Origin of the sequence: Micromonospora sp. NPDC023814 (assembly GCF_040639595.1) — a bacterium.
Lineage (GTDB): Bacteria > Actinomycetota > Actinomycetes > Mycobacteriales > Micromonosporaceae > Micromonospora.
This window is the reverse complement of record NZ_JBFAAF010000005.1, coordinates 99,070-123,105: the sequence shown is the minus strand read 5'-3', so window position 1 is coordinate 123,105 and position 24,036 is coordinate 99,070. Positions and strand designations below refer to the sequence as shown.

Sequence of the window (24,036 nt, the reverse complement as noted above, 5' to 3'; positions counted from 1 at the left end):
TCATCATCCCCGGGTGTGCTGCCCGATCATCTGCACGTTGCCGGAGCCCTCGATGATCTCGCCGGCCTGCCACGCGTCGACGCCGCGGCCGGTCAGCGTGGCCAGCGCGCGGTCCGCGTCCTCGGCGGAGACGATCGCGAACATGCCGACGCCCATGTTGAACGTCGCCTCCATCTCCGGGTCCTCGATCCGCCCCTTGGTCTGGATCAGGTCGAAGATCGGCTGCGGCTTCCAGGTGGACCGGTTGACCACCGCGTCGACGTGCTCGGGAAGCACCCGCACGAGGTTGCCGGGGATGCCGCCGCCCGTGACGTGGGCGATGGACCGCACCTCGGCCTCGGCGATCAGCTTGAGGCAGTCCTGCGCGTAGATCTTGGTCGGGGTGAGCAGTTCCTCGCCGAGGGTGCGCTGCCGGCCGAAGTCGTCGATCACCACGTCGAGCCGCATCCGGCCGGCGCCCAGCAGCACGTGCCGAACCAGGGAGTAGCCGTTGGAGTGCAGGCCGGAGGAGCGCATCGCGATGACCACGTCGCCCACCTCGACCCGCTCCGGGCTGAGGATGTCGGCCTCCTCCACCACGCCGACGCCGGTGGCGGAGATGTCGTACTCGTCCGGGCGGAGCACGCCGGGGTGCTCGGCGGTCTCGCCGCCCAGCAGGGCGCAGCCCGCGTACCGGCAGCCGTCGGCGATGCCGGCGCCGATCTCGGCGACCTTGTCCGGCACGACCTCGCCGGTGGCGATGTAGTCGAGCAGGAAGAGCGGCTCGGCGCCGCAGGCGACCAGGTCGTCGACGACCATCGCGACGAGGTCGATGCCGACCGTGTCGTGGATGTCCATCTGCTGCGCGATCACCAGCTTGGTGCCGACGCCGTCGGTGGACGAGGCCAGGATCGGGTTCTTGTACTTCTTCGTGTCCAGCCGGAACAGCCCGGCGAAGCCACCCAGGTCGCCCATCACCTCCGGGCGCCGGGTCTGCTTCACCTTCGACTTCAGCAGCTCGACCGCCCGGTCGCCCGCCTCGATCGAGACCCCGGCGTCCGCGTACGAGACCGACCGTTTGCGTGCCGGTCGGCCGGTGCCGGCCGTCCAGGGCTGACGGTCGCCGCCGGCGCCGGTCGGGCTGCTTCCTGCGCCGCTGCGCTCGGACACGTGCGTCACGGTTCTCCCCTTTGTGGTTCTGGCGCCGCGCCGGCGGTGACCGGCCGCGCCGGGTGGTGCTACGGGCGGTGTGTTGTCGCGCCGCCCGGAGTGGCGACGAGCGGAGGGGTGGTGTGCTCGGGAGCGTCGGGCGCCGCGGTGACCCGCCGGCCCACCCCCTCGAGCACGTGCTTGCCGATCAGGTTGCCGGCGGGCAGGTCGATCGGGTACTCCCCGTCGAAGCACGCGCGGCACAGCCGGGTCTTCGGCTGCTCGGTGGCGGCGATCAGGCCGGAGAGGGACACGTAGCCGAGCGTGTCGGCGCCGATCGAGCGGCGGACGCCCTCGGTGTCCAGCCCGTTGGCCAGCAACTCGGCCCGGGTGGCGAAGTCGATGCCGTAGAAGCACGGCCACTTGACCGGCGGCGAGGAGATGCGCACGTGCACCTCCAGCGCGCCGGCCTCGCGCAGCATCCGCACGATCGCCCGCTGGGTGTTGCCGCGCACGATCGAGTCGTCGACCACGACCAGCCGCTTGCCCCGGACGTTCGCCCGCAGCGGGTTGAGCTTGAGTCGGATGCCGAGCTGGCGCAGGGTCTGCGACGGCTGGATGAAGGTGCGCCCGACGTACGGGTTCTTCATCAGGCCGGCGCCGTAGGTGATCCCGGACTCCTCGGCGTAGCCGATCGCGGCCGGGGTGCCGGACTCCGGCACCGGGATGACCAGGTCGGCCTCGACCGGGTGCTCCTTGGCCAACTGGCGACCGATCTGCACCCGGGCCGCGTGCACGTTGCGGCCGGCGATCGTGGCGTCCGGACGCGCGATGTAGACGTACTCGAAGAGGCAGCCCTTCGGCTCCGGGGCGGCGAACCGGCTGGAACGCAGGCCGTCCTCGTCGATCGCGATCAGCTCGCCGGGTTCGACCTCGCGGACCACGCTCGCGCCGACGATGTCCAGGGCGGCGGTCTCGCTCGCCACCACCCAGCCGCGCTCCAGCCGGCCCAGCACCAGCGGGCGTACGCCGTGCGGGTCGCGGGCCGCGTAGAGGGTCGACTCGTCCATGAAGACGAAGCTGAACGCGCCGCGCAGCTGCGGCAGCACCTCCAGCGCGGCCGCCTCCACCGACAGGTCGGGGCGGCTGGCCAACAGCATCGTCACCAGGGAGGTGTCGTTGGTCGAGCCGTCGGCGACCAGGCCCCGCTCGGTGACCTCGCGCTGGAGGTCGGCCGTGTTGACCAGGTTGCCGTTGTGCGCCAGCGCGATCGTGGTGCCGGAGCTGGTGGACCGGATGGTCGGCTGGGCGTTCTCCCAGGTCGAACCGCCGGTGGTGGAGTAGCGGGCATGGCCGATCGCCACGTGCCCGCGAAGACTGGCCAGGGTCGGCTCGTCGAAGACCTGGGCGACCAGGCCGAGGTCCTTGTAGACCACGACGCCGGAGCCGTCGCTCACCGCGATGCCGGCGGCCTCCTGGCCACGGTGCTGGAGGGCGTATAGCCCGAAGTAGGTGAGGTTTGCGACCTCCTCCCCGGGCGCCCAGACACCGAAGACGCCACACGCGTCCTGGGGGCCTGGTCGTTGGGGATCAAGGTCGTGGCTCAGCCGGCCGTCGCCTCGGGGCACCTGCGCTCCCTCATGCTGGTCTGGACCGGCCTGGCGAACCACGCGGGGGGCGGGATTCGCACTCCTCGGCCGGGACCACTGTCGTCGCCTGACAGTGTACGCGAATCCGCGTCGACACAGAAAGTCACGATATGGCTCCCAAGCGTCACCAGTCGGCCGCACGTCGCCGCAGCTAGAGGGGCAGGTGCTCGGAGAGGTCGGCCCGGATTCCGCTCACCCGCACGCGACCCTGGGTGATCGCCTCGGCCCAGTCGAGCCGCCCGGTCGCCACCGCCAGCCAGGTCGCCGGATCCATCTCCACGACATTCGGCGGGGTGCCGCGGGTGTGTCGAGGCCCGGGAATGCACTGAACTGCGCCGTAAGGTGGGACACGCACCTCCACCGATCGGCCGGGGGCGCGCTCCGCGAGGACGGTCAAGAGGGCACGGACCGCATCTCGGAGGACCGGCCGTTCGGGCGTACGCCCCTCGTCGAGCGCCGACAACGCCGCCGCGACCGCGGCGGACTTTATGTGCGGAGAGGACACGACGGGACGATACGACCCGAACGCAGTGCGTCACACGCTGGCCCTGGGTCGCGCCGATCCGGTCAGACAAGGCATAGTTGCCGACGGCGTATTCGTACCGTGATGATCCCCGGCCCGGCGCCCCGCCGGTCGAGGGAAGTCAGTCCGGAAGGCGGTGGACGTGTCAACACACCGACGTGCCTGGAAGCAGCGGGCCGGTGTGGTCGTGGCGCTGGTTGTCGGCGCTCTGCTCGCTGTCCCCGCCACACCAGCCCTGGCCGCCCCACCGAGCGTGCAGATCGGCTCGTCTCCCTCGACGCTGAACGCCGGAGACCGGGTAAGCCTGTCCTTCGTCGTGGCGAACAACAACGCCAGGCCGCCGGTGGGCAACGGTTCCGACTCCGCTGAGATCAAGGTCACCACATCCGGTGCGGTCAAGTGCGACGGCCGCTGCGAATTCAGCGAGAAGATCGACGCCGGCGGCAACAAGAGCTTCACCGTCACGCTGCTGGCCGACAACGTCGCCGCAGGTCAGACGAAGCCCGGCAACGTCCAGATCAGTGCCTCCGTCAACGGCGAGTCCGGCAACGCGGACCGGAGCTTCACGGTTCGCGGTCCGCAGGAGGCCCAGACCGTCCGGGAGGTCTCCGGCAAGGTGGTCGCCCAGGCGAACGGCAAGGCCGTGCCGAACGCCGTGGTGATGCTCCAGGACGGCGCCGGCAACAAGCGCGACACGGTCAGCGACGACAACGGCAACTTCCGCTTCACCGGCACCACCGAGAAGCCGATCGCGCCGGGCCGGCTCGCCGTCGGCGCCAGCGTCGGCGAGGTGTACGCCACCAAGAGCTTCGACGCGAGCGCGGGCCAGCGCATCACCGGCCAGCGCATCACCCTGGCGGTCAAGGTCGAGACGACCCCGAGCGCCACCCCCTCGGCCAGCGAGGAGCCGCTCCCCACGGACGAGGCGCTCGACGAGACCGCCGAGGAGAGCACCGAGGCGACCCCGGGCGCGGCGGCCAACGCCAGCAACGAGGACTCCGGCGGCATGGGCTCCTGGCTGATCATCCTGCTCGGCGGCCTGCTCGTCGCCGCGGGTGTCGGCACCATCGTGCTGCTCTGGATGCGGCGCAAGGACAACGGCGACGAGGGCGACGACGCCCCGGCGGGCGCCGCTGCGGCGGGCGCGGTCCCGGCGGCGCGCGGGGCGTACCGGGGCGCGGGCGCGGACGACCAGACCCGGGTGGTCAACCGGGCCGGCGCCGGGCCGGACCCGACGATGGTCGGCGGCACCTCGCTCAGCGACGCCCCGACCATGATGCACCGCCCCGTGGTCGACGACGTGCCGCCGGACCCGTACGGCGCGCCCCCGCAGCCCTACGGCGCGGCAGGCGCGGGGCAGGGCTGGGCCGGCAACGGCTACGGCGACGAGTCCGCCGGCTCGGGCGGCTACGGTGCCGGCGGCTACGGCAACGCGCCGTCCTCCGGCGGTGGCTACGGCAACGCGCCCGCCTCCGGTGACGGCTACGGCAACGCGCCGTCCTCCGGCGGTGGCTACGGCAACGCGCCCGCCTCGGGCGGTGGCTACGGCGGCCACGACTACGGCGCTCCGGCCGGCGCGGCGGGTGCCGCGGGTGCCGCCGGCTACTCGGCGGGAGCCGGCGGCGGCCGGGGCTACGGCGACCGCTACGACGAGCCGACCGGCCGCTACACCGGCGAGTCCACCCAGTACCCGGCCCCGGCCGATCCCTACGCGACGGGCGTCTACCAGCCGGAGCAGGGCTACGGCCGGTCCGAGACCGCGCCGTACGGGCGGGGCGGCGAGCCGGCCGGCGGCTTCGACCAGCGCGGCGGCTACGACCAGCAGCGCGGCGGCTACGACGACCCCGGCTACGGCCAGGAGCCCCCGCAGCAGCGCGGCGGCGGCTACGGCCAGGGCGGCTACGACCAGCCCACCTCATACGACCAGGGTGGCTACGGCCAGGAGCCTCCGCAGCAGCGCGGCGGTGGCTACGACGACCGCGGCTACGGCCAGCAGGGTGGCTACGGCCAGGAGCCCCCGCAGCAGCGCGGCGGCTACGGCCAGCAGGGCGGCGGCTACGACGACCCGCAGGCCGGGCGCGGCCGCCCGGACGGGCCGCCGCAGCAGGACCGGGGCGGTCGCCGGCTGGACTGGCTGGACGACTGACCGCACGGGCACAGCCGAAGACGACAGCGCACCACGGCGAGGGCCGTCCGGGATCCCCGGGCGGCCCTCGCCGCTGTGGCGCGCGGGCGGCAGGGCGTCGGCGAACCGTCAGGCGGCGGAGAAGACGCCCTGGCGCAGCACCGGGACCACGTCGGAGACGCCGACCCGGACGGCGATCTCCACGTCCTGGGCGAAGCCGCCCTCGACCAACTCGCGGCCCGACACGCTGCCGCGTACCGCGGCGGGGACGTCGGGGGTGCTGGCGAGCGCGGCGAGCGCCATGGCCGCCTCCACGGAGAGACCGCCGGTCACCCCGGAGAGGGCGTCCAGCACGCTGGCCGCCCCGAGCTGGTCCTCCACGGCGGGGCGCAGCGAACCGTCCGGCCAGCGCTCGCCGGAGGCGACCACGCCGATCGGGGCATCCGTCGAGCCGTACCCGTGACGGCGCAGCCAGCGCCCGACGGCGCGCGCGTTGCGCAGGCAGGCCGCGACCACCGGCAGGCCGGTGGCGCTGGCCGCGGCGCTGATCGCCGAGCCGTTGGGCGACGGCAACACGAGGTCGGCGACGACCGGCGCGGTGCTCAGCGCCGCCGGCGAGAGCGACCACGGATGCTCCGGGGTCGTCTGCCGGCGGCCCACCGCGGCGACCGCGCCGACCCGTCGCGCGTAGTCGGCCGCCTGCTCCCCCCACGGGAACGGGTGCACCCGCATGCCGCGCCCGACGGCGACCTCCACGGCGGTGGTGAACGAGAGCACGTCCACCACCACCAGCACCGCGCAGACCCGGCCGAGCTCAGCCGCTCCCGTCAGCCCCCAGTCGAACCGGGCGCCGGATCCGGGTTGGGCGTAGACGGCCGCGGCCAACGCCTCAGCGCTTATCGGGCGCGGAGGGCTGCTCGGTGTCACCGGAGTCGGGGTCGGACGCGGCGTCGGCCCCGGTCGGGCCGTCGGCGGCCTCGGCGGCCGGCTCCTCGGGAGCGGGGGCCGCGGCCTCCACCGGCGCCACGGCACCGGTCGACGGGACCGGCCCGGCCGACGCGATCGGCTCGGACGCGACGTCCGCCGGGTCCACCGGCGCCACCTCGGCCCGCTCGGCGTCGGGCAGCGGCGCGGCCTCGACCGCACCGGCCACGCCGGCTGCCGGCGCGGGCACCTGGACGACCTCCGAGCCCCCGAAGAGGCGCGGCAGCGTCGCCGTGTGCGCGGCGCGCAGCTCGTCCAGGCCGATCCGGAACTGGCCGTGCACCTCCAACGCGCCGCCGGCCGGGTCGGTGACGCCGATCAGCTCGAACGGCACCCCGCGCTCGGCGCACAGGGCGGTGAACGCCTTCTCGTGGCCGCGCGGCACCGAGGCCAGGACCCGCCCCGCGGACTCGCTGAACAGGTAGACGAACGGCATCGAGCCGCTGGCGAACCGCTCCGGCACCGCGATCCGGGCGCCGACCCCGCGCCGCAGGCAGGACTCGACCAGGCCCTGCGCGAGGCCGCCGTCGGAGAGGTCGTGCGCGGAGCTGAGGTGCCCGACCCGGGCGGCCTCCGCCAGCAGGTCCGCCAGCCGCCGCTCGTGGGCCAGGTCGACCTGCGGGGGTACGCCGCCGAGGTGCTCGTGGGTGACCCACGCCCACTCCGAGCCGGAGAGCTCCACGTGCGTCTCGCCGAGCAGGAAGAGCTGGTCGTGGTCGCCGCCGGGGCGCGGCACGAAGCCCATCGGCACCCGGTTGGCGACGTCGTCGAGCACGCCGAGCACGCCGACCACCGGGGTCGGGTGGATGGCCGCCGCGCCGGTCTGGTTGTAGAAGCTGACGTTGCCGCCGGTCACCGGGATGCCCAGCTCGGCGCAGCCGTCGGCCAGGCCGCGGACGGCCTCGGCGAACTGCCACATCACGCCCGGGTCCTCCGGCGAGCCGAAGTTCAGGCAGTTGGTGACGGCGATCGGCTTCGCGCCGGTGACGGCGACGTTCCGGTACGCCTCGGCCAGCGCGAGCTTCGTGCCGTGGTACGGGTCGAGGCGGGCGTACCGGCCGTTGCCGTCCACCGACAGCGCCACGCCGAGCCCGGTCCGCTCGTCGATCCGGATCACGCCGGAGTCCTCGGGCTGGGCGAGCACGGTGTTGCCCAGCACGTACCGGTCGTACTGCTCGGTGACCCAGGTCTTGTCGGTCAGGTTCGGCGACGCGATCATGCGCAGCACGGTCTCGCGCAGCGCCTCCGGGTCGGCCGGCCGGGGCAGCGTCTCCGCGCGGTCGGCCTGGAGCAGGATCAGGTCGGCCGGCTCGCGCATCGGGCGGGCGTAGACCGGGCCGTCGTCGACCAGCGAGCCCGGCGGCACGTCGACCACGAGCTGGTCCCGCCAGGTGATCACCACCCGGCCCGGCCGGCCGTCCGGGGCCGGCGGGGTGACCTCGCCGATCGCGGTGGCCCAGACGCCCCACTTCTCGGCGGTCTTGAGCACGGCGTCGAGCTTCTCCGGCTCGACCACCAGCAGCATCCGCTCCTGCGACTCGCTGGCCAGGATCTCGTGCGGCTCCATCGAGGGCTCGCGCAGCGGCACCCGCTCCAGCCACACCCGCATGCCGGTGCCGGCCGCCGCGGCGGTCTCGGTCAGCGCGCAGGTCAGGCCGGCGCCGCCGAGGTCCTGGATGCCGACGACGAGCTGGGCGTCGTAGAGCTCCAGGCAGGCCTCGATGAGCAGCTTCTCCATGAACGGGTCGCCCACCTGCACCGACGGGCGGCGCTGCTCGCTGCCCTCGTCGAAGGTGGCGCTCGCCAGCACCGACACGCCGCCGATGCCGTCCCGGCCGGTCTTGGCGCCCATCAGCACCACGACGTTGCCCGGGCCGGCGGCGGCCTTGTTCTGCAGGCGGTTGACCGGCAGCACGCCGAGACAGAGCGCGTTGACCAGGGGGTTGCCCTGGTAGCAGGGGTCGAACACGACCTCGCCGCCGATGTTCGGCAGGCCGAGGCAGTTGCCGTAGCCGCCCACGCCGGCGACGACGCCGGGCAGCACCCGGGCGGTGTCGGGGTGGTCGGCCGCGCCGAAGCGCAGCGGGTCCATCACCGCGACCGGGCGGGCGCCCATGGCCAGGATGTCCCGGACGATGCCGCCGACGCCGGTGGCCGCGCCCTGGTAGGGCTCGACGAAGCTGGGGTGGTTGTGCGACTCGACCTTGAAGGTCACCGCCAGCTCGTCGGAGACCTGCACCACGCCGGCGTTCTCGCCGATGCCGGCGAGCAGCCGGTCGCTCGGCGGGGCCTTCTCCCCGAACTGGCGCAGGTGCACCTTGCTCGACTTGTAGGAGCAGTGCTCGCTCCACATGATCGAGTACATGGCCAGCTCGGCCTGGGTGGGCCGGCGGCCGAGGATGTGCCGGATCCGGTCGTACTCGTCGTCGCGGAGCCCCAGCTCGGCGTACGGCTGCAGCTCACCGGGGGTGTCCACGGCGTGCGGCACGGTGTCCAGGCCGGCCGCCCAGTCGGCCGTCGCCGGCCCGGTGGGCGCGGCCGGCGACGCGACGGCGGCCGGCCTGGACACCGGCTGCGCCGGGGCGGCCGGGAAGGCCTCCGGGGTCTCCCGTACCTCGTCCGGATGGCTGGTCATGACCTCTCCTCGCTGCGCTCAGGGCCGCCCTGAGGGCGGGTGAGCCGACCGATGATGCCGCCGCGCACGGTCACCGCCCCGCACTTCGTTCGCGACTGCGGGGCTCGCAGACCCGGCTCACTCCTCGCGCTCACGCTGGCGCCCCCACCAGGTGCTTGAGCACCGAGGTGAAGAAGCCGAGGCCGTCCAGGGAGGGGCCGGTGAGCGCCTCCACGGCGTGCTCGGGGTGCGGCATGATGCCGACCACGTTGCCGGCGGGGTTCGTGATCGCGGCGATGTCGCGCTGCGACCCGTTGGGGTTGCCGCCGACGTAGCGGGCGACCACCCGACCCTCGGCTTCGAGCTGGTCGAGCGTCGCGGTGTCGGCGACGTAGCAGCCCTCGCCGTTCTTGACCGGGATCAGCACCTCCTGGCCGGGCTGGAACGCGTTCGTCCACGCGGTGCCGACCGACTCGATGCGCAGGACCTGGTCCCGGTTGCGGAAGTGCAGGTGCTGGTTGCGGGTGAGGGCCCCGGGCAGCAGGTGGGCCTCGCAGAGGATCTGGAAGCCGTTGCAGATGCCGAGCACCGGCAGGCCGGCCCGGGCCGCGTCCACGATCGTCTCCATCACCGGGGCGAACCGGGCGATGGCCCCGCAGCGCAGGTAGTCGCCGTAGGAGAAGCCGCCGGGCAGGACGACGGCGTCCACCCCGTGCAGCCGCGGGTCACCGTGCCAGAGGCGGACCGGTTCGGCGCCCGCGATGCGGACGGCCCGGGCCGCGTCCCCGTCGTCCAGCGAGCCGGGGAACGTGACCACACCGACCCGGGCGGTCACGAGCGGGCGTCCGCGGTCTCGTCGGCCTCGACCAGGCGGACGGTGAAGTCCTCGATGACCGGGTTGGCGAGCAGTTTGTCGGCGATCTCCCGGGCCCGGTCCAGGTCCGGTTCACCGGTGAACTCGATCTCGATCCGCCTGCCGATCCGAACCGAGGCGACGTCGCTGACGCCGAGCCGGGGCAGCGCGTTTGCGACGGCCTGGCCCTGCGGATCGAGGATCTCGGGCTTGAGCATGACGTCGACGACGACGCGAGGCACTGGGCACTCCTGACTGTGTACGCAGTTGGGTGCCGACCCACAACGGGCGAGCGCAGCCAGCCTACCTGGCAGATACGGCCCTGGACGCACCGGCCGGACGCAGTTCAGGCAGCGATCGGCATTCCCGCCGCGAAGGCCGGGGACCGATACGGGTTCGTTGCGATCCCGATGCGTTTCCGTTGCCGACCAGCCCGTTTCGCCCCACTCCGGCCGCCGGGACGCCCGCCGCCACCGGCCGACGGACCATCCTTCTTATTGATGAAAATCGATGAAACTTGTGAACGACATCTCAGGAGCCCTACCGTACATCGTCGTACGTCGATCGGACGTGTCCGGCCGCCGGGCCACCCGGCCCGCCGGCCGACAGCTCGACCCGGTGACCCCGGGCCCATCCCCGAAGGAGCCCCATGCGCATCCGATCCCTGATCGCAGTGCTGGCCACCGCAGCGGCCGGCCTGCTCGGCGCCAGTTCCGGCGCCCTTGCCGCCCCGGCGGGCCCGCAGCCCATCATCGGTGGCGGGACCGTCTCGTCCGCCCCGTGGGCCGCCGCGGTGTTCAGCAACGGATCGTTCACCTGCTCCGGCACGATCATCGCGCCGGAGTGGGTGCTCACCGCCCGGCACTGCCTCGGCGGCACCATGTCCGTCCGGGTCGGCAGCGTCTACCGCTCCTCCGGCGGGGTCACCCGCACGGTGAGCGCCAGCTACAGCCGCTACGACCTGGCCCTGATGCGCCTGTCCAGCTCGGTGAGCACCTCGTACGTCACGCTGGCCAGCAGCAACCCGCCGATCGGCTCCACCAACTCGATCTACGGCTGGGGCATGACCTGCTACAGCGGCTGTTCCGCCGCCAGCCAGCTGAAGACCGCGAGCGTCCAGGTGACCAGCAACAGCGCCACCGACGCGTACGGCGGCCAGGCGATCCGGAGCACGCGGATCAACGGCAACGCGTGGCGGGGCGACTCGGGCGGCCCGCAGTTCTACAACGGCCGTCAGGTCGGCGTCGCCTCGACCGCCGACGGCTACAGCATCCAGAACTACGGCAGTGTCGCGTACAACCGGGCCTGGATCACCTCGGTGGCCGGTGTCTGACGGTTAGCGCCCGGGCGGCGCGGATGGCCGGCCACGCGCCGGCCGTCCGCGCCGCGCCGTTTTGCAGCATCCGATCAGGTGAACAAGGCTCGCGATCGGGTGCGGGTTCGCCCTGACAGCATCGGAAACGTGCTGGTCGTGACGACGGAGCAACTACCCGGGTACGAGATCCGCCAGATCCTCGGCGAAGTGGTGTCGTCGATGGCCAGGACGCGGAACCCGTACCGCGAGGGGGTCAAGAACCTGCGCGGCGGCGCGTACGACCCGATGGCGCCGGACAACCTGACCCGGTGGCGTACCGACTCGGTGGCCCGGCTCGGCGAGGAGGCCCGCCGCCTCGGCGCGAACGCCGTGGTGGGGATGCGCTTCGACAGCCGCGACTGCGGCGAGATGTGGATGGAGATCTGCGCGTACGGCACGGCGGTGATCGTGGTGCCCAAGGTGCCCGACGTCATGCCGCCCGACCAGCCGCTGGTCGCTGCGGAGACCGCCCACGACCCCGCCTTCGCCGAGTCCCCGGGCGGCATCGCCGAGCCGGCGAGCGCCCCCAACCTCCGCACCGCGGCGGAGACCCCCACCCGCGACTCCTGACCACCCGCCGGCCCGGTCGGCGCCGGTGCGACCGGCCGGGCGGCGGCGAGCGGCGCCGGGCTCCGGGCCGCCCGCGCCCCGGCCGGCGCACAGGAGCCGGTGGCGGAGGGGAAGGTCAGAGGATGGGGGGCGGGGTGTAGGCGACGGCGTCGGGGTGGGCGTCGACCACGGCGGCGACGCGGCGGGTGACCGCCTCGACCTGGGCCGGGGCGGCGCCGACGAAGGCGGTGCGGTCGGCGACGAGCGCGTCGATCTCGCCCCGGGTCAGGCCCAGGCGGCCGTCCGCCGCGAGGCGGTCGAAGAGGTCGTTCTCGGCGGCGCCCTTCTCGCGCATGGCGAGCGCGACGGCGACCGCGTGCTCCTTGATCACCTCGTGGGCGACCTCGCGCCCGACGCCGCGCCGGACCGCCGCCACCAGGATCTTGGTGGTGGCCAGGAACGGCAGGAAGCGCTCCAGTTCCCGGTTGACCACCGCCGGGTACGCGCCGAACTCGTCGAGCACGGTGAGGAACGTCTGGAACAGCCCGTCGGCGGCGAAGAACGCATCCGGCAGCGCGACCCGGCGGACCACCGAGCAGGAGACGTCCCCCTCGTTCCACTGGTCGCCGGCCAGCTCGCCGACCATCGACAGGTAGCCCCGGATGATCACCGCGAAGCCGTTGACCCGCTCGCTGGACCGGGTGTTCATCTTGTGCGGCATCGCGCTGGAGCCGACCTGGCCCGGCTTGAAGCCCTCGGTCGCCAGCTCCTGGCCCACCATCAGCCGGATCGTCGTGGCCAGCGAGGACGGCGCGGCGGCGATCTGCGCCAGCGCGGAGAGCACCGCCAGGTCGATCGAGCGCGGGTAAACCTGGCCGACGCTGTCGAGCACCCGGGAGAAGCCGAGGTGCTCGGCCACCCGGCGCTCCAGCTCGGCCACCTTGTCGGCGTCGCCGTCGAAGAGGTCCAACTGGTCGGCGGCGGTGCCCACCGGGCCCTTGATGCCGCGCAGCGGGTACCAGTTGATCAGGTCGTCCAGCCGCTCGTACGCGATCAGCAGCTCCTCCGCAGCCGAAGCGAAGCGCTTCCCGAGCGTGGTGGCCTGCGCGGCGACGTTGTGCGAGCGGCCGGTCATGACGAGGCCCGAGTGCTCGACGGCCAACCGGGACAGCCGGGCCAGGGTGGCGACCACCCGGTCCCGGACCAGCTCCAGCGAGGCCCGCACCTGGAGCTGCTCGACGTTCTCCGTGAGGTCCCGGGAGGTCATCCCCTTGTGCACGTGCTCGTGCCCGGCGAGCGCGCTGAACTCCTCGATCCGGGCCTTCACGTCGTGCCGGGTGACCCGCTCCCGCTCGGCGATCGAGGCGAGGTCGACCTGGTCGAGCACCCGCTCGTACGCCTCGACCACGCCGTCCGGGACGGACACGCCGAGATCCCGCTGCGCCCGGAGCACGGCGAGCCAGAGCTGCCGTTCCATCCGGATCTTCTGCTCCGGTGACCAGAGGGCGACCAGCTCGGGCGAGGCGTACCGGCTGGCGAGCACGTTGGGGATCGTCGTCACGTACCTCAGTCTTTCATGCCCGGGGACGCGGCCCGACGGACGTCTGGCCGCTCACCAGCGGTGACAGCCGAGGCGGTACCCGGGCAGCGGGGTCTGCCGGGTCTCGCTCGGCTCGCCGCGCGGTCAGTCGGCCCGGCCGCGCGCCGAGCCGCCGGAGATGACGAGGCGGTCCAGGTAGAGCAGCTGCAACGCCACGAACGCGGCCAGGAACAACAGCAGCATCGGCAGCGGCAGCACCTGGGCGACGAGCCCCCGCATGGCCTCCGGGTCGCCGAAGGACTCCGCGAGCCGCAGGAGGACCAGGTTCGTCGCCGGCGCGTGCCGGACGTCCGCGACGACCAGTTGCGGCCACAGCCAGCTCTGCGCGCCGACCAGCCAGCTCAGCAGCCCGGCGCCGGCCAGCATCGGCAGGGCGGGCAGGAGCATGGTCGACCCGAACCCGCCACCGGCCTCCCAGCGTTCCCGCTGGCCCCGGAAGAACAGGGTGAACACCACGAGCGCGGGGATGCAGAGCCAGCCCGGTGGGATCAGCCCGACGAAGGTGCTGAGCTGGTCGGCCTCCCGGGCCCGGACGAAGTGGGCGATGGCCAGCGGACCGTCGCCGACGAAGAGCCAGGGCGCGAACGGCAGCAGGAGCAGCTCGCTGGCCCGGCCCAGTGGACGCAGGCCGCCGATGCCGAAGCCGGCCAGGGCGGCGACGCCCACCCCGACCACCGCCGGGATCAGCGGCGGCAGCCAGGTGTTGACCTGGACCTGGCCGGTGGAGACGCCGGAGGGCAGGGGCGCCGCCTCGGCAGGGAGCGCCCGCAGCCACGGCGCCAGCACGTAGGCGAGCACGCCGAGGAACGCCAGCAGCCCCACCGCCAGCAGGCCGAGCGCGACCGGGTTGCGCGCACCGGCCGGGACCCCCGTCGGAGCGCCCGCCGACATGCCCGTCGGAGTGCCCGTCGGAGCGCCCGCCGGCGTGCCCGTCGGGGCACCGGCCGGGCGGTCGCGCCACCCGGTGAAGGCGATCCTCGTCCGGGTGATCAGGAGCAGGACGACGGCGAGAATGCCGAGCACCGCCAGCAGGGCGAGCAGCAGCACGTTGCCCGCGGCGCCGACGCCGAACTGGAGCCAGGCCACGCTCTCCCGGACGATCCGCACCAGGGGGGCGACCTGGTCTTCCCGCCCGCCGAGGACGGGCCACTGGAGGGACCAGGACTGCACGGTCACCGCGACGACGGCCAGCCCGAGCACGCCGCCGACGGCCAGGACCGCCGGGCCGGAGCGGCCGCCGCCGGGGCCACGGCGCAGCGCGGCGAGGAAGACGGTGGCACCGACCGCGACCACCAGCCCGGCCGTCAGCAGCGCCACGGCGCGTACGGCGGTCAGCGTGGGCGCCTGCGTCCAGGCGTCCCGGTCGGCCTCGAACCGGTCCATCGTCCACGCCATTCCCACGGCGAGCGGGGCGTAGGCGGCCAGCGGCAGGGCCAGCAGCGCCCGGGTCACCAGGCGGGGCACCCGGCCGGCACGCTGTGCGGCGAGCGCGAGCAGCGGGGCGACGAGCAGCGCGAGCAGCAGCGGGACGAGGGCGAGGAGCAGCGCGCGGCCCAGGTCGCCGAGGAACCCCCGCTCGATCACCTGCGCGTAGTTGTCGCCGCCGGCGGACTCGGTCGGCCCGCCCAGCCCGTTGCCCCGCCGGAAGCTCTCCACCAGCGTGCTGACCGACGGGAGCACGTACGACCAGAGCAGGGCGACGGCCGCCGGCACGAGCAGCACCAGCCCGGTGACCACCTGGGCCGTCCGGCCGATCCCGACGCCCCCGGACGGCGCCGGGCCGGACGGGGCCGGGCCGGACGGGGCCGGAAAGGGCGGCGCGGGGTGGGCCTTGGGGTCGGGCACGGACGTGGGGTTGGTAGACACCGGCGGGATCCTCCGGTCGACAGTGGAACGGGGGGCGACTCAGGTTAGGCCACCCGACCGGCACCGCGTCCAGGTGCGGATCTGCACAGTCACGCCGGCCGGCGGCGCGCGCCGCACAGCGTCCACCCCAGCGGGGCGGGCGCTCAGCGCTCCAGGATCGCCGTCACGCCCTGGCCGCCGGCCGCGCAGATGGAGATCAGTCCCCGCCCGCTGCCCTTCTCGGCGAGCAGCTTCGCCAGGGTCGCCACGATCCGGCCGCCCGTCGCCGCGAACGGGTGCCCGGCGGCCAGCGACGAGCCGTTGACGTTCAGCTTCTCCCGGTCGATCGGGCCGAGGGGGGCGTCCAGCCCGAGCCGGTCCTTGCAGAACTCGGGCGACTCCCAGGCGGCCAGGGTGGCCAGCACCTGCGAGGCGAACGCCTCGTGGATCTCGTAGTAGTCGAAGTCCTGGAGCGTCAGCCCGGCCCGGGCCAGCATCCGGGGCACCGCGTAGGCGGGGGCCATCAGCAGCCCCTCGTCGCCGTGCACGAAGTCGACGGCGGCGGTCTCCGACCAGGAGAACCAGGCCAGCACGGGCAGGTGGTGCTCGCGGGCCCACTCCTCGCTGGCCAGCAGCACCGTGGAGGCGCCGTCGGTCAGCGGCGAGGAGTTGCCGGCCGTCATCGTCGCCCGCTCGGCGTCCGGGCCCTTCGCGCCGAAGACCGGCCGCAGCGACGCGAGCTTCTCCGGGCTGGTGTCCGCGCGCAGGTTCTGGTCGCGGGTGAGCCCGAGGTAGGGCGTCAGCAGGTCGTCGAAGAACCCCCGGTCGTACGCGGCGGCGAGCCGCTGGTGCGAGCGCAGCGCCAGCTCGTCCTGCGCCTGCCGGTCGACCTGCCAGCGCAGCGCCGTGCGGGCGGCGTGCTCCCCCATCGACAGCCCGGTGCGCGGCTCGGCGTTGCGCGGGATCTCCGGCCGGAACGGCTGGGTCGGGCGCAGCTTCGCGGCGATCCTCAGCCGCTCGCCGAGGGTGCGGGCGCTGTTGAGCCTGAGCAGCGTGCGGCGCATGTCCTCGTTGACGGCGAGCGGGGCGTCGGAGGTGGTGTCCACGCCGCCGGCGATGCCGACGTCGATCTGCCCGAGGGCGATCTTGTTGGCGACCAGGATGGCGGCCTCCAGCCCGGTGCCGCAGGCCTGCTGGATGTCGTACGCGGGGGTGTGCGGGTCGAGCTTCGAGCCGAGCACCACCTCGCGGGTCAGGTTGAAGTCCTTGGCGTGCTTGAGCACCGCGCCGGCGACCACCTCGCCGACCCGCTGGCCGGCCAGGCCGAACCGGGCGACCAGCCCGTCCAGCGCCGCGCCCAGCATGTCCGCGTTGGACGCGCTCGCGTACCGCGAGTTGGACCGGGCGAAGGGGATGCGGTTGCCGCCGATGACCGCCACCCGCCGGATGCTCTGCACGATCCCGCCTCCTCGAAGGGCTTGCCCTCAACCTACTCGCCAGTAGGCTACGCCTATGACCGACAGGTACGCGAGCTTCGTCCGATCGGGGGCCGGTCGCGCGCTGGTCAAGCGCCTCGGGCTGCCCGACCCGCCGCGACTGCGCCGGCACACCCCCGGCGACCCCCTCGCCCCCGGGCCCGTCCTGCTCGGTGCCGCGACCGGGGGTCGGCTCGCCGAGCAGGTCGGCAGGATCCTGACCGCCGCCGGGGTCGCGCTGCGCGACCCCGCCGCCGTGGAGCCCACCGAGCGCTTCGCCGCCCTGGTCTTCGACGCGACGGGCATCACCGACTCCACCGAGCTGCGCCAGCTGTACGACTTCTTCCACCCGCACGCCCGCTCGGTGCTGCCCAGCGGTCGGGTGGTCGTGCTCGGCACCCCGCCCGCCGAGGGCGGCTCGGCCCGGGAGGCCACCGCCCAGCGGGCCCTGGAGGGGCTGACCCGCAGCATCGGCAAGGAGTTCGGCCGCGGTGTCACCGCCCAACTCGTGTACGTCACGAAGGAGGCCGATGCCGGCACGTCGACCGGCGTGGAGGCCACCCTCCGGTTCCTGCTCTCCGGCCGGTCCGCGTACGTCTCCGGGCAGGTGATCCGGGTCGGCGCCGGCACGGCCGAGCCGCCGGCCGACTGGGACCGCCCGCTGGACGGGCAGGTCGTCCTGGTCACCGGGGCGGCCCGGGGCATCGGCGCGGCGCTGGCCCGGGTGCTGGCCCGCGACGGCGCGCGCGTCGTCGCGCTGGACATCCCGGCGGCCGGGGATGCGCTGGCGGCGGTCGCCAACGAGATCGGCGGGACGGCCGTCCAGCTCGACCTCACCGCTCCCGACGCCCCGACCCGGCTCGCGGAGCACCTCGCCGGCCGGCACGGGCGGGTCGACGTGGTCGTGCACAACGCCGGCATCACCCGGGACAAGACCCTCGGCCGGATGGACGCCGACCGCTGGGACTCCGTGCTCGACGTCAACCTCTCCAGCCAGGAGCGGATCAACGACGTGCTGCTGGAACGGGAGCTGATCCCGGCCGGCGGCCGGATCGTCTCCGTCTCCTCCATCGCCGGCATCGCCGGCAACCGGGGCCAGACCAACTACGCCACCAGCAAGGCGGGCGTGATCGGGCTGGTCGACTCGCTCGCCCCCACCCTGCGCGAACGGCAGATCAGCGTGAACGCCGTCGCCCCCGGGTTCATCGAGACCCGGCTGACCGCGCGCATCCCGCTGATGCTGCGCGAGGCGGGCCGGCGAATGAACAGCATGTCCCAGGGCGGGCTGCCAGTGGACGTCGCCGAGACCATCGGCTGGCTGGCGTGGCCGGCCTCCGGCGCGGTCAGCGGCAACGTCGTCCGGGTCTGCGGCCAGAGCCTGCTGGGGGCGTGATGGCCGCGCGGAGGGGACCGGCGGAGGGCCCGTCCGACGACCTGTCGGTGCACGAGCTGATCGACGGCCCCACGGAGCGGCTGTCGGCGGAGGCGCTGGCCGCGATCCGCCGGCCGGGGCCGGCCGACCACGACCTGAGCCTGGCGGAGACGCACGACCTCTCCGGGCACGCCTCCTCCGTGGAGGCGACGCAGGACCTGGCCGGGCACGCCGGGGCGGTCGCCCGGGAGCGCGTCGAGCTGGCCCGGATGCCGGCGGCCGGGCCGCTCTACCGGCGGGCGCTGCTCGGCGCGCTGCCCGGCCTCGGCGGGCGGCCGGCGGCGGCCGGCGCCCCGGCGGTCGAGCTGGCCGTCGGCGGGATCGCCGTCGACCGGGCGCACCTGGCGGACTACGACCGGGTCTGCGGGTTCCGGCTGACCGACCGGCTGCCCGCCACGTTCCCGCACGTCATGGGCTTCCCGCTGGCCCTGCGCCTGATGACCGCGCCGGGGTTCCCGATCCCGCTGACCGGCGTGGTGCACGTGGGCAACCGGATCACCCTGCACCGCCCGGTCACGGCCGACGAGACCCTCGACTTCACCACGTACGCGGAGAACCTGCGTCCGCACGACCGGGGGCGGCAGGTCGACGTGGTGCTGGTCGGCTCGGTCGGCGGGGAGGAGGTCTGGCGCGGCGTCTCGACGTACCTCGGCCGGGAGCACAGGCCCGGCGGCGGCCGCGACCGGGGCGAGCGATCCCCGGCGCCGGCCGGCTCGGCCCACTGGCGGGTCGAGCCCCGCGTCGGTACGCACTACGCGCGGGTCTCCGGCGACCACAACCCGATCCACACCTCCCGACTGGGGGCCCGGCTGTTCGGCTTCCCCCGGCCCATCGCGCACGGGATGTGGAGCAAGGCGCGGTGCCTGGCCGCGCTGGAGAACCGGCTGCCGGACGCCTACACCGTCGAGGTGGCGTTCAAGCTGCCGGTGCCGCTGCCGAGCACGGTGAGCTTCGGCCTGCTGCCGGGCGGCGGGTTCGCCCTGCACGACCTGCGCGGTCGCCCGCACCTGGTGGGTCTCGTGCGCTGACCGCCCCTGCCGACCCCCGGCCGCGCCCCACCCGCGCCGCCGGGGGTTGGCAGGGGCGATCGCATGCGCTAGGTTGTTCTCACATCGAGATGTTCTCAAGATGAGAGGGACGCCGTGGACGAGCAGGACTTCCTGGCCGCGTACGCCCCCCGGGCCTATCCGGCGGTCGCGGTCACCGTCGACGTGGTGGCGCTGACCATCCGCGACGGCGCGCTCCACCTGCTGCTCATCCGGCGCGGTGAGCCGCCCTTCGCGGGGCACTGGGCGCTGCCCGGCGGCTTCGTCCGCCCCGACGAGGACCTGACCGCCGGCGCCCGGCGGGAGCTGGCCGAGGAGACCGGGCTCGGCGGCGAGGGGCTGCGTCGCGTACACCTGGAGCAGTTGGCCAGCTACGGCGGCGTCGACCGTGACCCGCGGATGCGCGTCGTCTCGGTCGCCCACCTCGCGTTCGCGCCCGACCTGCCGGACGCGGCCGCCGGCACCGACGCCGACGAGGCGGCCTGGCTGCCGGTGACCGCCCTGAGCAGCCGGCAGCTCGCCTTCGACCACGACCGGATCATCGCCGACGGGCTGGAGCGGGCCCGGTCCAAGCTGGAATACACCCCGCTCGCCACCCGCTTCCTCGCCCCCGAGTTCACCATCAGCGAGCTGCGCGCCGTCTACGAGACGGTCTGGGGGCACCCGCTGCACGCCGGCAACTTCCACCGCAAGGTGCTCTCGGTGCCGGGCTTCGTGGAGAGCACCGGCGCCAGCACCGAGCGCGGCGGGGCCCGGGGCGGCCCCCGCGCCAAGCTCTACCGGGCCGGCGACGCCCGGCTGCTGCACCCGGCGCTGCTGCGCCCCGCCCGGGAGGAGGCGGTGCGGTGAGGACCGCCGAGGCGATCCGCCTGGTCGCGGCGGCCCGCACCGACGCCGACCTGTTCGGCGCCGACGAGCCGGCCCGGCGCTACCGCGAGCTGGTCGCGGCCCTGCACCCCGACCGCGTGCCCGCCGACTCGGCCGTACGCGCCGAGGCCACCGACGCGTTCGTCCGGGTCACCACCCGCTGGCGGGCCCGGCGGGTCACCGTCCTCGGCGGCTACCGCCTCGGCGCGCCGGCGCACTCCGGCGACCTGGCCGACCTCTACGACGTCGGGGCGGACAGGCTGCTCAAGCTGCCCCGTCGGCCCACCGACAACGACCTGATGGCGCGGGAGGCGCACGCCCTGCGCGCCCTCGCCGAACGCGGCGACCCGCGCTACCTGCCCTACGTGCCCCGGCTGGTGGAGGAGTTCCGGCACCGGGACCCCGACACCGGCGCCGAGCGGCGGATCACCGTGCTCGCCACCGCGCCCGGCCTGCACGACCTCACCGAGGTGCGGCGCGCGTACCCGGACGGGCTGGACGCCCGGGACGCGGCCTGGATGTGGCGGCGGTTGCTGGTCGCGCTCGGCCTGGCCCACCGGGCGGGCGTGGTGCACGGGGCGGTGCTGCCGCCGCACGTGCTGATCGAGCCCGACGGGCACGGCGTGGTGCTGGTGGACTGGTGCTTCTCCGTCGTCGACGGCGGTGCCGTCCCGGCGCTCGTGCCCGGCCACGAGGACTGGTATCCGGCCGAGGTCGTCGCGAAGCGCCCGTGCGGGCCGGGCACCGACATCGCGATGGCCACCCGCTGCATGACCTGGCTGATGGGCCCGCGCGCGCCGCGCGAGCTGCTCGCCTTCGCCCAGGGCTGCCTGCGGCCCGCCCTGAACGCCCGGCCCGGCGACGCCTGGCGCCTGCTCCGCGAACTCGACGAGGTGCTGGACCGGCTCTACGGGCCGCGCACCTTCCGACCCTTCACCCTGAACCCCTGAGGAGGCTGCCATGGGCAGTGGAATCTGGTCCACCGACGTGTACGACGCCGCCGACCGCTACCGCCGGGCCACCGGCAAGAGCGCGTTCTCCTACAGCGACAGCGGGGCGCGCACGGTGCACCCCGCGCTCGACCCCCGCGACGCGACGCGGGAGAGCCGCGACTCCGCCGAGCACCCGCAGTCGACCGCCATCGCCGTGCTGTTCGACGTGACCGGCTCGATGGGTCACGTGCCCCGTACGCTCCAGGCCAAGCTGCCGCAACTGCTCGGGCTGCTCCAGCGGCAGGGCTACGCCCGCGACCCGCAGATCATGTTCGGCGCGATCGGCGACGCCACCTGCGACCGGGTGCCGTTGCAGGTCGGGCAGTTCGAGTCCGACAACCGGATGGACGACGACCTCGGCCGGATCGTGCTGGAGGGTGGCGGCGGCGGGCAGATGACGGAGTCGTACGAGCTGGCCATGTACTTCATGGCCCGACACACGGTCACCGACTGCTGGGAGAAGCGCGGCCGACGCGGCTACCTGTTCATCATCGGCGACGAGCTGGCGTACCCCCGGGTGAAGGCTCGGGAGGTGGCCCGCCTGATCGGCGACGACCTGGCCGAGGACGTGCCGCTGCGGCAGGTCGTCGACGAGGTGACCCGCCGGTGGGACACCTACTACCTGCTACCCGCCGGCAGCCACTACTCCGGCAACGCCAAGGTGCTCGACTTCTGGCGCGACCTGCTCGGGCAGAACGCCGTCGTGCTGGACGACCTCGACGCGGTCTGCGAGACCATCGCGCTCACCATCGGGCTCGGCGAGCAGGCCATCGACCTGGACGAGGGCCTGCGCGACCTCGACCGGGCCGGTTCGGGCGCCACCGGGACGGTGTCGAAGGCGCTGGCCCGGCTCGGCCGGGGGCGGCGCGCCGAGGTGTCGGCGCTGCCGGCCTTCCGGAACACCGACGGCGGGGTCACCCGGCTGTGAGACACGTGACGGTGGTCGACCTCGGCTACGGCGACGCCGGCAAGGGCACGGTCGTGGACTGGCTCTGCGCCACCCGGCCCGTGCACACCGTGGTCCGCTTCAACGGGGGCGCGCAGGCGGCGCACAACGTGGTGCTGCGCGACGGGCGGCACCACACCTTCGCCCAGTTCGGCGCGGGCACCTTCCACCCCGGGGTGCGTACGCACCTGTCCCGGCACGTGGTGGTGGACCCGCTGGCGCTGGCCGCCGAGGCCGACCACCTCGCCTCGGTCGGGGTGCCCGACGCGCTCGACCGGCTGACCGTGGACGGGGAGGCGCTGCTCGCCACCCCGTACCACCGGGCCGCCAACCGGGCCCGGGAGATCGCCCGGGGAGCCGACCGGCACGGCTCCTGCGGGCTGGGGGTGGGCGAGGCCGTCGCGTACGGTCTCGCCCACCCCGACGAGGCGCCCCGGGTGGCCGACTGCCGCACCCCGGCGCTGCTGCGCCGCCGGCTGACCGCCCTGCGGGACCGGCTGACCGCCGAGCTGGGGCCGCTGGACGCGCCGCCCGTCGAGGACTGCCTGCCCGCGTTCACCGGGTTCGCCGGGCGGGTGGCGGTCGTGGACCGGGGCTGGCTGGCCGGGGCGCTGCGCGCCGGGACGTGCGTCTTCGAGGGCGCGCAGGGGGTGCTGCTCGACGAGTGGCACGGCTTCCACCCGTACACGACGTGGAGCACCACCACGTTCGCCAACGCCGACAGCCTGCTCGCCGAGGCGGGCCAGGCGGGCACGGCGACGCGGCTCGGGGTGCTGCGCGTGACCACCACCCGGCACGGGCCGGGGCCGCTGGTGACCGAGGACCCGACCCTGCCGCTGACCGACCCGCACAACCCGACGAACCCGTGGCAGGGCCGGTTCCGGTTCGGCCACTTCGACGCGGTCGCCCACCGGTACGCCCTCGCCGCGGCCGGGGGCGTCGACGGCCTGGCGTTGACCCACCTCGACCTCGCCGGCCCGGGGCTGCGGATCTGCCGCCGCTACGACTGGACCGACCGGCTCACCCCGGGCCCGCCCGGCGACCTGGACCGGCAGGCCACGCTCACCGCCCGCCTGCTGCGCTCCCGCCCGGTGTACGACGACCCGCCCGTCGACTGGCCGTCGGCGGTGGCCCGGGAACTGGCCGCCCCGGTGGTGCTCACCTCGCACGGCCCCACCGCCGGGGACAAGGTCCCGCACGGCCCGCTGCTCGCCCCGCCGGCCCTGGTCACCACCGCCTGACGCGGTGACCGCGGGCCGGCGGCGGGTGAGCGTGCCGCCGCTCGCGGATCCTGAATGCGTCGCCGAGCAGGGTGATCCGGCGACTCGGTCACCCGGCGCACCGTGCCCGGCCAGCATGGGGGCATGGAGTCCGCGCTCGACCTGCTCCGGCAGCTGGTCAACTCCCCGTGGGTGTACCTGCTGCTGTTCGGGCTCACCGCGGTCGACGCGTTCTTCCCGGCGGTGCCCGGCGAGACCGCCGTGATCACCGCCGCCGTACTCGCCACCGACGGCAGCCCCAACCTGGTGGCGGTGATCGTCGCCGCCGCGTTCGGCGCCTGCGTCGGCGACCACATCTCGTACGCCATCGGGCGCGGCGGCGGCGCGCACCGGCTCGCCCGGTTTCCCGAGGACAGCCGGCGGCGGGCCGGTTCGGAGTGGGCCCGCCGGGCGGTGCACCGGCGCGGCGGGCTGATCCTCACCACCGCCCGGTACGTCCCCGGCGGTCGCACGGCGGTGACCCTCACCATGGGCGCGGTCCGCTACCCGCTCCGCTCGTTCCTGCTGTTCGACTCGATCGCGGCGGTGAGCTGGGCGCTCTACTCCGCCCTGCTCGGCTACTTCGGCGGGCTGGCCTTCGAACGCGACCCGGTCCGAGGCATCCTGGCCGCGGTGGGCATGTCGGTGGCGGTCACGCTGGTGCTGGAGTCCGTCCGCTGGCTGCGCCACCGCGCCCACCGCCGCACCTTCCACTGAACGGGCACCGGAACGACCGGACGCCGTGGCCGGACAGACGACGCCGTGGCGAGGCGGGCGCCGACGACTCGTGGCGGG

General features: G+C 74.4%; 19 protein-coding genes and 1 pseudogene. 10 read left to right on the top strand and 10 right to left on the bottom strand.

The genetic code is table 11. The features are described 5' to 3' along the window. Nucleotides 1–3: 3 nt before the first annotated feature. The 3 genes from purM to AB0G14_RS04165 all read right to left on the bottom strand — a co-directional run bounded on the left by purM (nt 4) and on the right by AB0G14_RS04165 (nt 3,282). A complete protein-coding gene (gene purM, locus AB0G14_RS04175) occupies nt 4–1,158 on the bottom strand; it encodes a phosphoribosylformylglycinamidine cyclo-ligase (protein WP_350702130.1) in 1,155 nt (384 codons plus the stop codon). A gap of 59 nt (nt 1,159–1,217) precedes the next feature. Further along, on the bottom strand, nt 1,218–2,756 hold the full coding sequence (gene purF, locus AB0G14_RS04170) for an amidophosphoribosyltransferase (RefSeq protein ID WP_357693542.1): 1,539 nt from the start codon (nt 2,754–2,756) through the stop codon (nt 1,218–1,220). A gap of 172 nt (nt 2,757–2,928) precedes the next feature. Then, a complete protein-coding gene (locus tag AB0G14_RS04165; protein WP_357693540.1) occupies nt 2,929–3,282 on the bottom strand; it encodes a sterol carrier family protein in 354 nt (117 codons plus the stop codon). 160 nt (nt 3,283–3,442) lie between these two features. On the opposite strand from AB0G14_RS04165, the gene AB0G14_RS04160 reads away from it, so the two are divergent. Further along, a complete protein-coding gene (locus tag AB0G14_RS04160) occupies nt 3,443–5,446 on the top strand; it encodes a carboxypeptidase-like regulatory domain-containing protein (RefSeq protein ID WP_357693538.1) in 2,004 nt (667 codons plus the stop codon). Nucleotides 5,447–5,554: 108 nt separating this feature from the next. Here AB0G14_RS04160 and AB0G14_RS04155 read toward each other — a convergent pair whose 3' ends face one another. From AB0G14_RS04155 to purS, 4 genes are all read right to left on the bottom strand, one after another. Then, nucleotides 5,555–6,310 carry a 2-phosphosulfolactate phosphatase gene (locus AB0G14_RS04155; RefSeq protein WP_357449738.1) on the bottom strand — a complete coding sequence of 252 codons (756 nt, stop codon included), beginning with the start codon at nt 6,308–6,310 and terminating at the stop codon, nt 5,555–5,557. A 4-nt stretch (nt 6,311–6,314) separates the two neighbouring features. Next, nucleotides 6,315–9,044, bottom strand: coding sequence for a phosphoribosylformylglycinamidine synthase subunit PurL (purL, locus tag AB0G14_RS04150; RefSeq protein ID WP_357693536.1), 2,730 nt, complete (start codon nt 9,042–9,044; stop codon nt 6,315–6,317). Nucleotides 9,045–9,174: 130 nt separating this feature from the next. Beyond that, entirely contained in the window at nt 9,175–9,858 is a 684-nt protein-coding gene (purQ, locus tag AB0G14_RS04145; protein ID WP_357449744.1) for a phosphoribosylformylglycinamidine synthase subunit PurQ, read from the bottom strand. Continuing rightward, the gene (gene purS / locus AB0G14_RS04140; protein WP_030332194.1) at nt 9,855–10,118 is read right to left on the bottom strand and encodes a phosphoribosylformylglycinamidine synthase subunit PurS; all 264 of its coding nucleotides are present in this window, start codon (nt 10,116–10,118) and stop codon (nt 9,855–9,857) included. Before purS ends, purQ begins: the two co-directional genes overlap by 4 nt. A gap of 407 nt (nt 10,119–10,525) precedes the next feature. Between purS and AB0G14_RS04135 the strand changes: the two genes are divergently transcribed. Then, the gene (locus AB0G14_RS04135) at nt 10,526–11,209 is read left to right on the top strand and encodes a trypsin-like serine protease (protein ID WP_357693533.1); all 684 of its coding nucleotides are present in this window, start codon (nt 10,526–10,528) and stop codon (nt 11,207–11,209) included. Between the two features lie 23 nt (nt 11,210–11,232). After that, nucleotides 11,233–11,800 (top strand): annotated as a pseudogene (locus AB0G14_RS04130) (YbjQ family protein). 115 nt (nt 11,801–11,915) lie between these two features. Here AB0G14_RS04130 and purB read toward each other — a convergent pair. The 3 genes from purB to AB0G14_RS04115 form a co-directional block, all read right to left on the bottom strand. Next, nucleotides 11,916–13,340, bottom strand: coding sequence for an adenylosuccinate lyase (purB, locus tag AB0G14_RS04125; protein WP_357693531.1), 1,425 nt, complete (start codon nt 13,338–13,340; stop codon nt 11,916–11,918). 123 nt (nt 13,341–13,463) lie between these two features. Beyond that, nucleotides 13,464–15,245 carry a PT domain-containing protein gene (locus AB0G14_RS04120; RefSeq protein WP_357693529.1) on the bottom strand — a complete coding sequence of 594 codons (1,782 nt, stop codon included), beginning with the start codon at nt 15,243–15,245 and terminating at the stop codon, nt 13,464–13,466. 143 nt (nt 15,246–15,388) lie between these two features. After that, nucleotides 15,389–16,681 carry an acetyl-CoA C-acetyltransferase gene (locus AB0G14_RS04115; RefSeq protein ID WP_357693527.1) on the bottom strand — a complete coding sequence of 431 codons (1,293 nt, stop codon included), beginning with the start codon at nt 16,679–16,681 and terminating at the stop codon, nt 15,389–15,391. A 55-nt stretch (nt 16,682–16,736) separates the two neighbouring features. On the opposite strand from AB0G14_RS04115, the gene AB0G14_RS04110 reads away from it, so the two are divergent. The 7 genes from AB0G14_RS04110 to AB0G14_RS04080 all read left to right on the top strand — a co-directional run bounded on the left by AB0G14_RS04110 (nt 16,737) and on the right by AB0G14_RS04080 (nt 23,958). Beyond that, a complete protein-coding gene (locus tag AB0G14_RS04110) occupies nt 16,737–18,092 on the top strand; it encodes a 3-oxoacyl-ACP reductase (RefSeq protein WP_357693525.1) in 1,356 nt (451 codons plus the stop codon). After that, a complete protein-coding gene (locus tag AB0G14_RS04105; RefSeq protein ID WP_357693523.1) occupies nt 18,092–19,159 on the top strand; it encodes a MaoC/PaaZ C-terminal domain-containing protein in 1,068 nt (355 codons plus the stop codon). The genes AB0G14_RS04110 and AB0G14_RS04105 overlap by 1 nt, the downstream gene beginning before the upstream one ends. Nucleotides 19,160–19,273: 114 nt before the next feature. Next, complete coding sequence (locus tag AB0G14_RS04100; RefSeq protein ID WP_357693521.1) at nt 19,274–20,026, top strand: NUDIX domain-containing protein; 753 nt, start codon at nt 19,274–19,276, stop codon at nt 20,024–20,026. Next, nucleotides 20,023–20,994 (top strand): serine/threonine protein kinase, encoded by a 972-nt coding sequence (locus AB0G14_RS04095; RefSeq protein ID WP_357693519.1) that lies wholly within the window; start codon nt 20,023–20,025, stop codon nt 20,992–20,994. The genes AB0G14_RS04100 and AB0G14_RS04095 overlap by 4 nt, the downstream gene beginning before the upstream one ends. A 10-nt stretch (nt 20,995–21,004) precedes the next feature. Then, on the top strand, nt 21,005–21,964 hold the full coding sequence (locus AB0G14_RS04090) for a hypothetical protein (protein ID WP_357693517.1): 960 nt from the start codon (nt 21,005–21,007) through the stop codon (nt 21,962–21,964). Next, nucleotides 21,961–23,223, top strand: a complete 1,263-nt coding sequence (locus tag AB0G14_RS04085) for an adenylosuccinate synthetase (RefSeq protein WP_357693515.1) — start codon at nt 21,961–21,963, stop codon at nt 23,221–23,223. Before AB0G14_RS04090 ends, AB0G14_RS04085 begins: the two co-directional genes overlap by 4 nt. A 123-nt stretch (nt 23,224–23,346) precedes the next feature. Then, nucleotides 23,347–23,958: a DedA family protein gene (locus AB0G14_RS04080; protein ID WP_357693513.1), complete on the top strand. Its 612-nt coding sequence runs from the start codon at nt 23,347–23,349 to the stop codon at nt 23,956–23,958. Nucleotides 23,959–24,036 lie beyond the last annotated feature (78 nt).

Bases quoted from the DNA above. Each gene is read 5' to 3' on its own strand.
- AB0G14_RS04135 (WP_357693533.1), top strand. From the start codon at position 10,526: ATGCGCATCCGATCCCTGATCGCAGTGCTGGCCACCGCAGCGGCCGGC.
- purL (WP_357693536.1), bottom strand. From the start codon at position 9,044: ATGACCAGCCATCCGGACGAGGTACGGGAGACCCCGGAGGCCTTCCCG.
- AB0G14_RS04105 (WP_357693523.1), top strand. From the start codon at position 18,092: ATGGCCGCGCGGAGGGGACCGGCGGAGGGCCCGTCCGACGACCTGTCG.
- AB0G14_RS04080 (WP_357693513.1), top strand. From the start codon at position 23,347: ATGGAGTCCGCGCTCGACCTGCTCCGGCAGCTGGTCAACTCCCCGTGG.
- AB0G14_RS04110 (WP_357693525.1), top strand. From the start codon at position 16,737: ATGACCGACAGGTACGCGAGCTTCGTCCGATCGGGGGCCGGTCGCGCG.
- AB0G14_RS04090 (WP_357693517.1), top strand. From the start codon at position 21,005: ATGGGCAGTGGAATCTGGTCCACCGACGTGTACGACGCCGCCGACCGC.